14 protein-coding genes are annotated in these 14,561 nt (G+C 43.0%); 6 read left to right on the top strand and 8 right to left on the bottom strand.

All coding sequences use genetic code 11. From position 1 onward, the window contains the following. Positions 1–64: 64 nt before the first annotated feature. The 3 genes from ppnN to queF all read right to left on the bottom strand — a co-directional run bounded on the left by ppnN (position 65) and on the right by queF (position 3,928). Complete coding sequence (gene ppnN / locus ACXACS_RS17115; protein WP_474808359.1) at positions 65–1,426, bottom strand: nucleotide 5'-monophosphate nucleosidase PpnN; 1,362 nt, start codon at positions 1,424–1,426, stop codon at positions 65–67. A 10-nt stretch (positions 1,427–1,436) separates the two neighbouring features. Continuing rightward, entirely contained in the window at positions 1,437–2,993 is a 1,557-nt protein-coding gene (locus tag ACXACS_RS17110; RefSeq protein ID WP_474808357.1) for a GGDEF domain-containing protein, read from the bottom strand. Positions 2,994–3,067: 74 nt separating this feature from the next. After that, positions 3,068–3,928 carry an NADPH-dependent 7-cyano-7-deazaguanine reductase QueF gene (queF, locus tag ACXACS_RS17105; RefSeq protein WP_474808355.1) on the bottom strand — a complete coding sequence of 287 codons (861 nt, stop codon included), beginning with the start codon at positions 3,926–3,928 and terminating at the stop codon, positions 3,068–3,070. Positions 3,929–4,090: 162 nt separating this feature from the next. Here queF and syd point away from each other — a divergent pair, with 162 nt between their 5' ends. Beyond that, entirely contained in the window at positions 4,091–4,633 is a 543-nt protein-coding gene (gene syd, locus ACXACS_RS17100; protein WP_474808353.1) for a SecY-interacting protein, read from the top strand. A 62-nt stretch (positions 4,634–4,695) separates the two neighbouring features. On the opposite strand, the gene ACXACS_RS17095 is transcribed toward syd, so the two are convergent. Next, positions 4,696–5,007, bottom strand: coding sequence for a hypothetical protein (locus ACXACS_RS17095; RefSeq protein WP_474808351.1), 312 nt, complete (start codon positions 5,005–5,007; stop codon positions 4,696–4,698). 373 nt (positions 5,008–5,380) lie between these two features. Between ACXACS_RS17095 and ACXACS_RS17090 the strand changes: the two genes are divergently transcribed. Both ACXACS_RS17090 and ACXACS_RS17085 read left to right on the top strand, forming a co-directional pair. Further along, entirely contained in the window at positions 5,381–5,746 is a 366-nt protein-coding gene (locus ACXACS_RS17090) for a DUF3192 domain-containing protein (RefSeq protein ID WP_474808349.1), read from the top strand. A gap of 215 nt (positions 5,747–5,961) precedes the next feature. Then, complete coding sequence (locus tag ACXACS_RS17085; RefSeq protein WP_474808347.1) at positions 5,962–6,609, top strand: GNAT family N-acetyltransferase; 648 nt, start codon at positions 5,962–5,964, stop codon at positions 6,607–6,609. Between the two features lie 981 nt (positions 6,610–7,590). Here ACXACS_RS17085 and ACXACS_RS17080 read toward each other — a convergent pair. Both ACXACS_RS17080 and ACXACS_RS17075 read right to left on the bottom strand, forming a co-directional pair. Next, positions 7,591–7,893, bottom strand: a complete 303-nt coding sequence (locus ACXACS_RS17080; RefSeq protein WP_474808346.1) for a DUF3301 domain-containing protein — start codon at positions 7,891–7,893, stop codon at positions 7,591–7,593. Further along, positions 7,894–8,946: a DUF3549 family protein gene (locus ACXACS_RS17075; protein ID WP_474808344.1), complete on the bottom strand. Its 1,053-nt coding sequence runs from the start codon at positions 8,944–8,946 to the stop codon at positions 7,894–7,896. 238 nt (positions 8,947–9,184) lie between these two features. Here ACXACS_RS17075 and ACXACS_RS17070 point away from each other — a divergent pair, with 238 nt between their 5' ends. From ACXACS_RS17070 to ACXACS_RS17060, 3 genes are read left to right on the top strand one after another with little or no spacing between them, the layout of a single operon-like run. Then, positions 9,185–9,529: a YqcC family protein gene (locus tag ACXACS_RS17070; protein ID WP_474808342.1), complete on the top strand. Its 345-nt coding sequence runs from the start codon at positions 9,185–9,187 to the stop codon at positions 9,527–9,529. Then, the gene (gene truC / locus ACXACS_RS17065; protein ID WP_474809320.1) at positions 9,522–10,382 is read left to right on the top strand and encodes a tRNA pseudouridine(65) synthase TruC; all 861 of its coding nucleotides are present in this window, start codon (positions 9,522–9,524) and stop codon (positions 10,380–10,382) included. The genes ACXACS_RS17070 and truC overlap by 8 nt, the downstream gene beginning before the upstream one ends. 53 nt (positions 10,383–10,435) lie before the next feature. Then, positions 10,436–10,885 carry a flavodoxin domain-containing protein gene (locus ACXACS_RS17060; protein WP_474808340.1) on the top strand — a complete coding sequence of 150 codons (450 nt, stop codon included), beginning with the start codon at positions 10,436–10,438 and terminating at the stop codon, positions 10,883–10,885. Between the two features lie 96 nt (positions 10,886–10,981). On the opposite strand, the gene dapD is transcribed toward ACXACS_RS17060, so the two are convergent. Together dapD and glnD are read right to left on the bottom strand one after the other, a co-directional pair. Continuing rightward, positions 10,982–11,806 (bottom strand): 2,3,4,5-tetrahydropyridine-2,6-dicarboxylate N-succinyltransferase, encoded by an 825-nt coding sequence (dapD, locus tag ACXACS_RS17055; protein ID WP_474808338.1) that lies wholly within the window; start codon positions 11,804–11,806, stop codon positions 10,982–10,984. Continuing rightward, positions 11,803–14,454 (bottom strand): [protein-PII] uridylyltransferase, encoded by a 2,652-nt coding sequence (gene glnD, locus ACXACS_RS17050; RefSeq protein WP_474808336.1) that lies wholly within the window; start codon positions 14,452–14,454, stop codon positions 11,803–11,805. Before glnD ends, dapD begins: the two co-directional genes overlap by 4 nt. Between the last annotated feature and the right edge of the window lie 107 nt (positions 14,455–14,561).

Genomic DNA, 14,561 nt, shown 5'->3' with positions numbered 1-14,561 from the left:
TAAAACGCCTATTAAACATAAGTAGTAAACGTAAGCAAATGCGTCACCTTTTCATTTTGCTTAATTAGCCATTTTTTACAACATAACAAGGCTCGTAGGCACTGCCAGGAAGCTTCATTCTGTGCTGTTTTACGAATGACTCTAATAATGTATCCACTTTGTCCATAAGTGTACTATCGCCGGTAAGCTCGAAGGGACCGTGTTCTTTGATTTGTGCGATGCCTTCGGCCTTTACATTTCCAGCAACGATGCCTGAAAATGCTTTACGCAAATTTGCAGCAAGATCGCTTTCACTTTGATCTAGATGTAGCTGTAATGCTGCCATGCTTTCGTGAGTGGGAATGAAAGGTTGTTGGAAGTCCTGTTCAATTTTAAGTGACCAGTTAAAGCTGAAAGCATCACCCATTGCCCCTCTAAATTTTCTGACTTTTTCAAGGTGTTTGCTCATAGTACGGGCGACTTCTTCAGGGTCATCCACGATAATCTGATATTTTGATTGAGCTTGGGCGCCTAACGTTGCCCCTACGAAGGTATCTATGGCTTCGAAATATTCTTCGCTGCCTGCAGGACCGGTTAATATAAAAGGAAATGGTTGTTGCGCATTGCGCTCATTCATCAATATGCCAAGTAAATAAAGCAGTTCTTCAGCAGTTCCTACGCCGCCTGGAAATACAATGATACCGTGCCCTAATCTAACGAAGGCTTCTAAACGCTTTTCAATATCTGGCATGATAATAAGCTCGTTCACAATCGCATTAGGTGGTTCTGCGGCAATAATGCTAGGTTCAGAAATACCTATGTATCGACCTGATTTGTGACGCTGCTTGGCATGACCTATAGTCGCTCCTTTCATTGGGCCTTTCATTGCGCCCGGTCCGCAGCCAGTACAAATATTCATATCGCGCAGGCCTAACTGATAGCCTACTTCTTTGGTGTATTTATACTCGACTTGATTGATAGAGTGACCGCCCCAGCACACTATAGTATTCACGCTATCGTTACCTTCAAGGGCTTTTGCGTGGCGTAGCATGTCAAACACCATGTCGGTGATCTCACTTCCTTCAGCGGGCGCTGTTTGATGAAGAAATGCATACTTATTGCCCATGTAAAGCAAATCACGCAGTACAGCAAACAAGTGTTCATGAACACCGCGAACAAGTTTTTCGTCTACGAATGCGACTTCTGGCGGATTAACAAGTTCGATCTTTACGCCTCGCTCACGGCGGATGAGTCTAATTTCAAAATTCTCAAAAGGGGCGAAAAGCGCTTCAAAATTGTCTTCATCCACTCCGCTGTTCAATACTGCAAGGCTGCAGTTTCTAAACATAGAGAAGAGCTCGCTATTTGTTGCATCTTGGAGGCGAGAGACTTCCACTTGCGAAAGCTGACTCATTGAGCCAACGGGATTAAGCTGAACTTTCTTCATACTTCACACCTTATAAGTCAGTGCTTAAATCAGTTACTACAAGATTGCGGCCGTTTCGCTTCGCTTTGTAGAGGTATTCATCCGCGCGTTCGAAAACTGTTTCTGTCGTGTCTTCTTTACCAAAGCAGGTCGCGCCAAATGAAGCAGTAATTTTGACTTTTTCTTGCTTAAACTTAAACGGCATAGCAGCCAGTTTAGTTCTAATTTCATTAAGCTTTTCGTCAATTTCTGTCATTTGCGATTCAGGCAGTAGCATCACGAACTCCTCGCCACCCCACCGTGCGACAAACTCGTTTTCAGAAAGGTTCTGCTTCAAAAACTTACTTACTACTTGAAGGGTTTTGTCACCGGCAGCGTGACCAAATCTATCGTTGATCGATTTAAAATGGTCAATATCTAAAACGGCAACGGCGAGTGTTGTTCCACTTTCCTTGTAGTCAGCAAAAGCGGCGTCCAATTTCTCGTTATAAGCCTGTCTATTTGGTAGGCGAGTGAGTGGATCGGTGCGGCTCTGCATTGCTTGCTCTGCCAGTTTCTTTTTATAAGCGCTGGTTTGCTGTTGCAACGTGTCTATGCGCGATTGCATAGACGATAGCAACGCCAAAAGCGCTTCTTGCCCTTGTTCATCGTTATTTTGCTGTTCGCTTAAGGTTGCTACAAGTTTTTCTACGCGAAGTTGGGTTTGCTCTTTCAGTGATTCTAATGAGTCACTCTCTGATACGGTTTCTTCGATATGACTAATGTGTCGTTTTATCTGCTCTGTACCGGCTTTCCGCTGCTCAAACTGTGCTTGGCTACCCTCAATGGTTATATTTACGTCGTTACTGATTTCGCCTAGCGAGCGATGAAGGCTTTGAATCACTTTCCCTGTTAAGCTCGCCTCTGACATTGCGTCTTGCACGATCATGCGTAAAATTACAACGCAGCTCCTAAGTAGCTGCTCTTTATCCATACCTTCATCGAGGCGTTGCTTAATATCATTGAGCTGCTGATCACTCGGCTTTTTCTGAGCATAAGAAGTAATTAGGTGGTTAAGCTCGACTAAAATAGAACGGTAGTGAGGGTTTTCATCTTTAATTGAGCCAACTGTAGCGCTTTCTTTGTTTTCTGGTTTTGCTTCTACTGGTTCAGGTGGCTCAAGGCCTATCATTTCTTTATTAAGCGCAATGCGATGAAGAGCAATGGCTTTGGCGTAAAGCTTATAGATACTGAAGATATCGCCTACAGGTTGGTTAAGTTTAATTAGCTCTTGTGTAGTAAGGCCTTTCAATTCATTGTCTTCAAAAACAACTTTTTGCAGCTGTTTCATTGCACCTTCTAGCGTCGAAACGGTGTCAATACTGTACTTTCTTAACGTAATTTCTTGACGCTGAAGAGATTTGTTGAGCTTTTCAATGCTTACAGCGGCAAGGCTAAAATTAGGCGTACCTGAAAGATGACCGCGCAGCACTTTGAGTTCGGAATCTATTTTATCGGAAAAGCCCTCGTAGAATGCTGAGAGCCTCACGATAAATTGACAAAGAAGCGCGTTATTTTGTTTTAGGGCTTGTAGTTGTTTTGCTTCCATAATCTCGTCTTTGTTCTAACTCGCAATTACCGTTGCGATTTAGTTAGCTTTTGTTTGTGTGCTTCATCGCTGTATTACTGACGCGCCTGACGATGGTTAGCATAAGGTGCTTCGAAATTCGAACGGAATGGGTTGATGTCTAACCCCCCACGTCGGGTATAACGGGCACACACTGTTAATTTAGCGGGCTTACAATGCTGCATAATATCATTGTAAATACGCTCAACGCATTGTTCATGAAATTCATTGTGCTGCCTAAAGCTAATCAGATATTTTAAAAGCCCTTCGCGATCAATGGCTTTTCCTTCATATCTAATCTGAATACTAGCCCAATCTGGCTGACTTGTGATTAAACAATTAGATTTAAGTAAATGAGAAACCAAAGTCTCCTTGGTATCGACATTATTCTCGGTAACCGCTAAATATTGTGTGTTAGGTGAGTATTGCTCGATTTCCACATCAAGGTTATCTAATAAAATTCCCTCGAATTCCTTAAACTGCAATGCGGTAAACTGTTGAGGAAGAATGAGTTTTACCTGAACCTGCTCCCCTGCACATTTAGATAAATCAGCTTGAAGAACTTTTTGAACCTCTTCTGGTGAAGCAAGCTTTGATTGGTTGAAACTGTTCAAATATAGCTTGAACGATTTTGATTCAATAAGGTTTGGGGAAGTAATTGGAACGTGACACTCCAAAATTGCCACATTAGGCTTTCCTTTTTCGTTAAGCCAAGAAAGTTCATATCCCGTCCAAGTGTCTATTCCGTCAAACGGTAATTCAGAATCGTTAAGGGATAACGTATCTCGGCTTAAACTGCGAGGTACCCCTTGCAATAAGCTTGGGTTGTATTCAAATTCATAGTCAACCTGTTTGCCCAGAGATAGGTCATCAGGTGCGGAGATAATAATTTTTTGAGGCGAATTGTCAGTCGACATAAGAACCTTTCATCTATCTACTTAAAGTGCTAACCGGTGTGCTGCTACAGCGTTATTTTACAAGGGTACGTTATGAACTAGCAGTACAGCCTAAGCAAGCCGAGTATTGACTTAACTGTTTAGTTGTATAGTGTACCCCAAAAATACGAGGGTAACGTCAAAATGGCTCTAACAATTCCTGCACAATTAGATAAATTTGTATCATCTTATGTCGAGCAAGCTGAAGGTAAGGGATTAGAAATCGCATTTGACAGAGAGTGGCCATCGCCTTGCTATAAAAATAGTGCGAATGACGGTGAGCTCGTCAGTTGGACTCCCGTGCTGCAATCTCCTCCACACTCTTTCGATAATGTTGAAGAAGCACTGACCTTAACGCTCAACCCAGATTATTGTCAGTTTTTCACTCGTTATTACAGTGACAATTTAAAGGCAGTGGCACCTCAAGGTAACTGCGAATTGCTTCAAGTGTTTAATAGCGAAGACTTTGAAAGGCTACAACAGAATTTAATCGGCCACTTGTTAATGAAGCAAAGGCTCAAACAAGCACCTACGTTGTTTTTCGGGTTAACAGACGAAGAGGATTTTATATTAACGGTTGTCAACGAAAGCGGTGAAGTGGCATTAGAACAAGTAGGAAGAGAGCCTGCTAAAATACTTGCCCCGTCTCTAGCCGTATTTCTTGAGCAACTTACTCCTCGTGCTTGAAAATAGCGCCTTTATATAACCTACCTACAAACAGTCATTACTTTCTTTGTTCGCATTAGTGTTTACTGAGCATCCATCAATTTAAGTAGTGCCTGTTTTAATTCAGCGACTTCCTTTTCTAATGTTTCCACACGCGCTTGAAGGCTGTCTGGTCGATGTGTATTTAACGAAGTACTTTGTGCAGATTGGGCTTCTTTGCCGGTGGCGTCAAGCTGAGGCTTATGTGCATTGAATCGTTTAATTGCTTCAATAGCTTCTGTTACTGACACTTTAAATGGGGCTTTAGACCTTAAAATGCCTACCGTTGGCGTTTTGCCTTCCTGATACATTTGAAGACATAAAACGTGAAGCTGCTGCAAGTTCGAATTTGACATAAGAGTAAAGAGTTTTTAAATCGCGAATATAGCTAGTGTAGCTTGTTCACATAGTCAATTTCACTAATAAGTTGCTGATTTCACTATTTTTCAAATGTGAAAAAGTTGAGTGGTAAATAAAGTTTATAAAAATCAAAAGGATATGCTTTTGGTACTATTCTTGTTTACTTAGTTTTGAATCACGTTTGTTTACACCATTAAGTGGATGAAACATAGACAGTGCATTGCATTCAGTGTCGATTCACATAGTAGGCGTAATACTCTGCATGGTTATATGTATCGACAATGTTTGCATTTGTAAGGTTTGCAACTGAAAGGCCATCAGGCTCTTAATTTAAAAATAAAAAACAACACACATATTTAAGGAATTCACATGAAAACGGTTCTTCTTTCTGTAGCTTTAGCATCTTCTGTTTTGCTTTCTGGCTGTGTCGTATCTGTAGGGGGCGGGTCAGATAGCCACTATGGCGCTGATTGGGAAGATAGAGAGTTTAATAATCGCAAACATATCGCAAATCTTGAGACGGGCACGAGCTATGAAAGTGTTTTAAGAAAAATGGGCGTTGCAGACTTTAACGAATTGTTTGAAAAGCAAGACGGTACATATCGCGTACTGTATTACCGCACCCAAAAAACAATGGGCGATGGTATAACGACGAAAGATGAGTGTACGCCTCTTGTTTTTAGAAATAGCAGCTTAGTAGGGTGGGGCGATAGCGCATACAGCCTGATGAATTAATTTAATGTGTGATCTGGCAAATGTATAGCGATGGATAATTTGTCAAAAAGCTAAATGTTAATTAAAAGTTAACATGATAGGGGTTTTCAAGTAGGCTAAAGTTTAGACAGGGTGTGTGGGGCGCGGAAATAAAGCGAGTGCCCCACTGCCCACTTTTTCTTATTTTACCGTACTAGGTATGAGTAACTAAACAGCTTTGCGTACATGGAGCCCCTATGAACACCGATGCCCACAACAACGCGTTGGCCCCCTTGCAAGACACTGTCAAAGCGATTTACCTTTCAGTCGACGATCTCAAAGTTGCCGCGTCTATACTTTACAATGCGTATGTAGATGACCCCCTATTCATAGATATCTTTCAGGCGGAAAAAGAAGGTTATGAAAGTCGCCTTCGGTCAGCCATTCGCGAGGAACTTAACGCATTTTGGGTAGCAGAGCAGCCCATGATTGGTTTATTTGACGACGATAGATTGATTGCGGTGGCATGCCTTACCGCACCGGATGCGGCTTTTGGTGCAGGGCGTTACTGGCACTGGCGATTGAGAATGCTGCTAACCGCAGGTTTGTTCGGCACCAAACAAATGCTGGAAAAAGAAGAGAAAGTAAGAGCGCTAGTACCTGCAGATAATTTCCATATGCTGAGTTTCATTGCGGTGCATCCTGATTATCAACACCACGGTCTCGGGCATATATTGCTAGGCGCCATCGATAGTGTTGTCGAAGAAGACGACAAAAGCGAAGGCGTTTCGGTATTTGTGACTGTAGATAAACATCGTACTTTTTTTAACGATGATAACTATCAGGTTGTCGGACAACTAAGCCTTTCCCATGTTCAGGGGGAAGTCATGTTCAGACAGAAGTGACGCTTTTTTATTCAAAAAAATGTACCTATCAGAACATCGCCAAAAACAGTTCCAATCTTTACGCCAAATTTACTACAGCGCTTGTAAGACATGTCCTACAAATGCTGTGAGTGATCTTACCTAAATTCTGAAAGAATTAGTCATACTAAAGTATACGACCTTTGTTTTTTAAGGATTTTTTCTTGTTAGCCAAAAGTCGTACAAAAACTTTTCTTAAATCTCTGTAATTCAATATGGCGGTAATATTTGGAAGGGATACTATGAACATGTCACAAGGAAACACGACGAGTCACGGATTGAGTCAGGAATTCATTAAAGGAATGAATTAGGACAACTTAAGGAAGAGATTCTCATAAGGTTGTGAGTAAAAGGAAGGGACGCAGTAGGGAATTGCGAAACAAGGAAGTGACAAAGGACTGAAGGGAACGAACGGATTTCATGGACGGTACGTGTGATAGGAATGTCACAGACAGGACGTAGCATGGATAAGGACAAAGCTAGCAGGGAGCTAGTGGCAAGGAGCCAAGGGCAAGGCGGCCTTTAAGGAATTTCTAGTTTGCATGGACGAGCAAACCAAGGATGAAAGAGGGACATGCTGAAGGATTAGCAAAGCTGTAGCAGGATGTGCAGCGAACAAAGGACGAAGGAAGGGAAGGTCAGCGGAGACTGACAAGGACAGCCTCAGGATGAGGAACACTGCATGAAGGATGTGCAGTAATAAAGGAAAAAAGGAAAGGGACCTACGCATGGAAGTGTAGCTCGCACAGGAAGTCGCGAGAGTAGATGGAAAGGGGTGTATACGGATTTTAATCGGGAAGATTTTAGTCGCAAAGGATCGCGGAGAAGGATACTCAAAATTCCAGGAAAAAGGGGAGCCGTCAGGTTCCCCTTTTTTTTGGTGGTTTTGGGGAACCTAATTTTCAGCTTTCTCAGAATTATTTCTTTGTACTAAAAAGCCTGTAAAACCCCGGGCGTAAGCATTTACACCCTATGCGGCGGCACCTCGGTTCGCATAACTCTCACGCCTATCAACTCGACTTCGCCGGTATACCTGTCTTCACCATTACTTGAAAACTCAAAATTAAATAAGCTGTGCCAGTCCGGTTTGCCAAACTTAAATGAGAACCGAGTTTTGGCCCTAGCCACACTTAACAGCTGCAAACCATGCTTATCGCAATATTGCTTTAGATAAGCGTTTGTTCGTTCTGAAATAGCCCGAATACGCCAAAATTGATAGCCGGTAAAACCAATCGTTAACCATATGACTAATTCAAGTAACGTCATCTACTTTCTCGCCTGCGCAAATAATCGCTGAAATGCCTTGCTGAGAATATCATCCGAGTTAGCATCCGAGTGCAGCAGCGTAAGTACTTGTCTACGCAACTTCGGGATTTGGACTAAATCAGAAAAGAAACCAGCAAATAAGGCACCCTGATGACCTTCTTTTTCATCAACTTTTGCAGCTTGTTCTAAAAAGATGCTCAGCAATAGCGGTTCCATTTGCTCGAAATGCCGTGCCGCAATAACACTTAAAATATCGAGGCGCTGCGTTTTTTCATTCTTCAATAAGTCTAGTAGCTTACTATTTACCGCTGGGTTGAAGTTTCCTTCTGACGTGCCTCTCAAAGCCGCTAGATTGATGTCGTCGCCATCATCAATTTTGCTCAAATACATCGCCAATAAGTTTTCTGACAAAGAAACGCTCTCGCTTGTTTCCATAAGCGTATTAACAAACACATCTGAGTAAAGTGCTACATTGGCTTTAATTGCTTCTTCTAACACGTCTCGCTTTGCGTGCCTGCTGAAACCATGTATAAAATCTGCCACGCTTTGCATAGATATTTGTTGCCAATCCACAAGCTGCGGGGCTTGGATGTAAGCTTCAACTTTCTGCGCTTCTTCGCTTAAGGGGTGGTTTAAGGTGCTTTTGACTAGCGCATTAAACTGAGCAAGTTGCGATTGGTTCGGAACGAAGGAGTAAGGGTTGTCGGGCAATTGCTGTGCATTTTCGGTATCTTCTGCAATCGACTTCCCTAATGCATCCACAATAATTTCTAGAAAATGATTTCTAGCAGCGGCAACGACCAAGCCTTGCTCATCAAGTGGCAGCTTTATAAACCAAATATAGTGTTGCGAAGATGCATTTTTGTTCCAAAAAACAATACCGAACCACGCATGTTGTTGACGAGGGTAGGGCGCGTAAGCACTGCCACTTTCTATTTCTAGAAACGTTTGATTATCTGTGGGTTCAATACGTCGACCTAAATCAAAAACATGATATTCAGTGCCTGCGTGTAACAAAAACTCACTGATAGAATTGATACTGTTAGCGCTCATAACTCGTTCCAAAATACTGCTTTAATTAAATGTTGCTAGGCCCGTCGGCCGTCGATGTTCAGTAAAGATCAACCGCATTTAAGGTGTACTTATATTTGCTCTGTGCCATCAGCAAACCTCGTTAATGGTATCACAGCAGAAGAATTTCAACGATAAGACACGCAGACTTATGTTGACCTTAAGCCCCTGATATACTGCGCGCTTCAAAATTAAAGCGTTTGTGAATTGGGAAGAGGATGTGATTAAAACGAATAGCACTCATCACATAGCATTAAGTAAAGCATTGTTACAATTAGAAACAGACATGTATCAGGATGGCATTTGGCCAAATGAAGAGCCTGCGGAACACGACCTAAAAAATGCTATGGAAAGTGCGGTTCCTTTTGCGGTCGACTGTTTAGCGTTTGAGAGTTGGTTGGCTTTTATTTTTATTCCAAAAATGCGCGTTTTGTTGACACAGGAACAGTCTCTACCGCCTATGCAAATTACGCCTGCAGCAGAAATATACCTATCATCAGCGAATCAGCGCACCCTGTCTCAGCTACAAAGAATTGATAACATTGCCAGTGGAAACATTGGGTGAGCAAACACAACGCACTATGAAGAATGATTTAAAAGGCCAATTAACTGTGCATTCAGATGAGCAAATAATAGGAAAGGTAGACATTGGTGAGGAAGACAGTGTTGAGGAAGATAGCGTTAACGCTCTTCATTTACCTGTGTTGTACCAAGATGAACACATTATTGCGATTGAGAAGCCGCCAGGCCTATTAGTGCATAGAAGCCCGATTGATAGACACGAAACTGTGTTTGCGGTGCAGACTCTTCGAGATCAAATAGGTCAGCACGTTTACCCAGCTCACCGCTTAGATAGGCCAACATCAGGCGTGTTGGTGTTTAGTTTTAGCTCAGAAGTTGCGGCAAAGCTAGGCCAACAAATGATGGATAAGCAGGTGGTTAAGGGGTATCACGCTGTGGTTAGAGGCTTCGTTAACCATACCGGCTTTATTGATTATGCCCTTAAATATCGTTATGACAAAATTGCAGACAAACACAAAAGACCACAGCAAGCACCTCAGCCAGCGTCCACCATGTATGAGCCGCTCGCAAAGTTTGAAGTGCCCGAGCCTGTAGGTAGATACCAAAGTGCTAGATATTCGTTAGTAAAACTATCTCCCAGCACTGGGCGTAAGCACCAGCTTCGAAGACACATGGTACACATTCGTCACCCCATTATTGGCGATACAACTCACGGTGATGGGAAGCAAAACAAATTCGCTAAGCAGCACTTTAATTTTAATAATTTGGCCTTAAGTTGTACCCATATGAGCTTTTCTCATCCTGTTAGTGGTAAATGGATAACGATTAATGGTGAGATGCACAATGAAATGCAACAATTCGTAAACAGGTTAAAACCGTTTAGTTTGATAAGATAGAAATACTTTCCGCCTGTCGACATGGGCGACGATCATTGGTTTAAGAGGTAAAAATGGCAACATTGAAAATTATTGCGGGTACAGTATACGGTAACGCACAACACGTAGCTGAGCAGGTGGAAGAAAATTTAGCTGAGCAGGGAGTTGATTGCTCACTGGAAAGCGACCCTTCAGTAGCCGATTTTACTGATGCTGACGCACTGTTAATTATTACCTCAACGACAGGTCAGGGCGATGTTCCACCTAACCTAGAGTTTGTGTTTTCAGATTTAAAAGACGAATCACCTATGCTAACGGGCAAGCCGTTCGCTGTTGCAGCGCTGGGTGATAGCAGCTATGGAGAAAGCTTTTGTGGTGCTGGTAAACAATTCCAAGAATTACTTGCTGAACTGCAAGGTAACGCGGTTGCTGATATGTTAGAAGTTGATGCTATTGAAACCCTAGAGCCAGAAAAAGACGTGGTGGAGTGGGTTAACACCATCAAGGACAAGCTTTTGTCTTAAGCGTTGATGACTCATGGGTTAAAAATAAAAAGAGGCGCTAAGACGCCTCTTTTAGTATCTGCGAACGTCGTTAATTACCTAACGACGCATAAATTATTACTCAACGCCGCGAAGTAGAGCGTTAATACCTACTTTAGCGCGGGTTTTTGCATCAACTTTTTTCACGATGATTGCTGCGTATAGGCTGTACTTACCATCTGCGCTAGGAAGGTTACCCGCAACGACTACAGAGCCCGCTGGAACACGGCCGTAGTGAACTTCACCGGTCTCACGGTCATAGATACGCGTGCTCTGACCGATATAAACGCCCATTGAAATTACTGAGCCTTCTTCAACGATAACACCTTCTACGATTTCAGAACGGGCACCGATAAAGCAGTTGTCTTCAATAATGGTGGGGTTTGCTTGAAGTGGCTCTAATACGCCACCGATGCCTACACCACCAGAAAGGTGAACATTTTTACCAATCTGCGCACACGAGCCTACTGTAGCCCACGTATCAACCATAGTGCCTTCATCAACAAATGCACCAATGTTTACGTAAGAAGGCATAACAACTGCGTTTTTGCCCACAAAAGTACCTGTGCGTACTGCTGCAGGAGGAACAATACGAGCGCCATCCGCTGCAAACTGCTCAGCTGTATAGTCAGTGTACTTAAGTGGTACTTTGTCATAAAACTTGCTCTCTGCGCCTTCGATAACATCATTGTTGTGAAGGCGGAAGAAAAGTAGAACCGCTTTTTTCAGCCACTGGTGTACTACCCATTCGCCAGCAATTTTTTCTGCAACGCGGCCTTTTCCGCTATTAAGTAGGTCGATAGCTTGCGCTACCGCATCTCTTACTTCATCAGGTGCTGATGACGGGCTAATGCTGTCGCGATTTTCGAAGGCGTCTTCAATAATGGCTTTCAATTCATTCATGGTATTGTGATATCTTCAAGTTGGTCGAGTTTAAACAGGATACGCTTTTTAAGGTTTACCTGTTGTTCTTGGGTTAATGCGATGCCAGCCTCATTGCTGACGATAAAAATATCTTCGGCTCGCTCGCCAATGGTGGCAATTTTTGCAAGCTTTAGTGTCATATTAGTATCAACGAATGCATGACCAATTTTAGCTAAAATGCCCGGTGCGTCTAGGGCTTCTAACTCGATAAGCGTGGCTTCATCGTTGATATTGAAAAAACGAACCTTGGTTGGCACGTCTAATTGTTTCATTTGGCGCGGTAACTTTCGTTTGTTTTCGTGAGAGCGTCCCGGCTTTTCTAATTGTGCAGAAATAGCATTTTCAATAGATGCAATGCGCGACTCTGAGCTTATACGACTGCCGTCATTTTCAAGAATAAGCATACTGTCAAACACATAGCCATCTTTAGTGACGGTAACGTGGGCGTCGTGAATTGAACAATTACGGCTATCTAGTACAGATGCGACTTGAGCAAACAGGGCTTTTCTATCTTTGCCATATACAAAGACTTCAGTGCCGCCTTTAGCGCTGTTATCGTTAGCCTTTACTAAGAGGCCATCATGTTCTGGCGTAAGCCATTCATCTTGGGCTTTAATAATTTCATCGGTATGCCATGCAATTTGTGTAGGCTTAAAGCGAACAAAGTAATCATCATCAAGTCTTGCCCACAGCGCATCAATGGCTATAGGGTCTATAGCGCGCTCTTGCAGAATCTGTCTTGCCTGGTGTTTGTGAGTGGTTACTCGCTCGTTGAGTGTAACTTGGCACTGTAGTCCATTATCTAACGCTTTTTGCGTCATTAAATACAGTTCGCGAAGCAAAGACGCTTTCCAGTCATTCCAAAGGTTATCGTTGGTGGCGCGAATATCGGCAAGGGTCAGCGTATAAAGTAAATTGAGGTGGTTGTGGCTTCTTACCGCTCCAGCAAACTCACTAATTACATCAGGATCGTAAATGTCGCGGCGTTGGGCAACCACTGACATAAGCAGGTGGTTTTCTACAAGCCATGCAATCAGTTCTGCATCTTTACTAGGTACGTCGTGCTGTGCACAGAACTTAGCGACATCTTGCGCGCCTAGGGTGGAGTGGTCGCCATTACGACCTTTCGCGATGTCGTGGAAAATTGCAGCAATGTAAAGTATTTCGGGTTTGTCTAGGTTTCGACAAATTCTGCCGCAGCGTGGAAAATCTTTGTTCTCTTTCGAGAAAAAGTAGTTTACATGCTTTACTAATCGGTGAGTGTGTTCGTCCACCGTGTAGGCATGAAACAAGTCAAATTGCATCATACCTACAATGGTATCCCATTCTGGAAGGTAGGCTTGTAAAATACCGTACTGGTGCATAATGTCCCAACCAAAATCGAAAAATTCAGGCTGCTTCATTAATCGCATAAATTTATCGCGGCATAGAGGACGTTCTACGTAATATTCGGCCTCAAAGGCCCGGTGCGCGTTACGCAATTGTCGAATACAGATAGTACTTAAGCCTTTTACTTCTGGCGTGTTTGCCACCAAATGTAAAAAGTCTAAAATTGCCTCTGGTGATGAAAATACGGTTTCGTGACGTGGCGAAATCATATTGTCGAGCAGTTCAAAATCTTCGTTTATGATTACGCTTTTTTGCACGCTTTGATTCAGCATGTCGTACTTGAAGCGCTGAAGCAGCATTTGGTTCAGTTCAGACACGCGCGCTACGGTGCGGAAAAAGTCACGCATCATTTTTTCTACAGACGCCTTACCTTCTTCACCGTATCCCATCATGTGTGCGACATCGGGTTGATAGTCGAAAAGCAGTCGGTTTTCGCTTCTGCCAGCAACCAAGTGTAGCGCACAACGCATTTTCCACAGATGCATACGACAGGCGATTAACTCACTGTGTTCTTGCTCGGTGAAGTAACCGTGTCCCACCAAGTTCCATCCGTCATACTCTTTAAAGTGCTTTTTCGCTACCCAACCGATAGATTGAATGTCTCGCAAACATCCTGGATTTTCTTTAATGTTTGGTTCAAGGTTGTAAGCAGTGCCGTTGAACTTGGCGTGGCGCTTCTTTTGCTCGTCATATTTAGCCGAGAAGAAAGATTTACTCGACCATGAATTGCGACCGTTTACCTCATCCCACAGTTTGTCGAATGTAGTTTCACTGCCACAAAGCAGACGGCTTTCAACGAGATTCGTCGCAATAGTAATATCGTCTTTCGCCAGTTTAACCGTTTCTTTAATGGTGCGTACCGACTGTCCAACATCTAGCTTGATATCCCATAAAAGGGTGATGAACATGCCAATTTTTTCTTGCACTTCAGGCTTTAGCTTCTTCTTACTGACAATGAGCAAATCGATGTCTGAGTGGGGTTGTAAATGGCCGCGACCGTATCCACCCACCGCACAAAGAGAAAGCTCGTCCACGGTATCTAAGCCGTAAAGTTGCCAAAGGTGACAAAGTAATGCGTCGACAAACTGCGCACGACCGGTAACGAGCTGATTAACTGGCGTAGCGTCGAAAGACTCTGTTATCCAAGTGTAACTGGCTTCCACGCATGATTTAATGACGGGGATTTCATCAACAGAGTTAATTGTGTCGATATTCTTTATCAGTGATTGCAGCGTCAAAATGCACCTTTGAAATAGACTTCTATTAAAACGCTAAGAACAATAGCATGAATTGATAGTAGTTCGCAGTAGCAAATTTATGCATAAGTTAGGTTGAATTGTGAATA

It is taken from the genome of Alteromonas sp. AWM4_230 (assembly GCF_056158305.1).
This window is presented reverse-complemented; position numbering and strand designations above follow the sequence as displayed.